At 68.7% G+C, this 310-nt stretch carries 1 protein-coding gene; it reads left to right on the forward strand.

Going from position 1 to position 310, the window contains the following annotated elements:
• On the forward strand, positions 1-247 hold a 247-nt coding region (locus tag ACFI9K_RS24925), incomplete at its 5' end, for an ABC transporter permease (protein WP_462665985.1).
• Between the last annotated feature and the right edge of the window lie 63 nt (positions 248-310).

Consider the following 310-nt stretch of genomic DNA (forward strand, 5'->3'; position numbering starts at 1 on the left):
TGCGCGCGTGGAGGTGGTGCGGCCCACCGCGAACGACGCGCTGCTGCCGGGCCTGGATCAGACACGGACGGTGGGGTTGGTGACGTTGCCGGGTGCGTTCGTGGGCGTGTTGCTGGCCAGTGGTTCGGCCTTGCAGGCGGGGGCTGTACAGATTTTGGTGCTCGCCGGGTTGTTGCTTGCGCAGACCATCGCCGTCGCGCTGACCGTGGAACTGGTCGCGCGGGGATCGGTTCGCCGGGGGCCGTAGACGCGTGGTTCGGCGAGGTCGGCATCCACGGTGGGTGATCCTCAGCGGACCTTCAGCAACACG

It is taken from the genome of Rhodococcus sp. PSi06, from assembly GCF_054960675.1.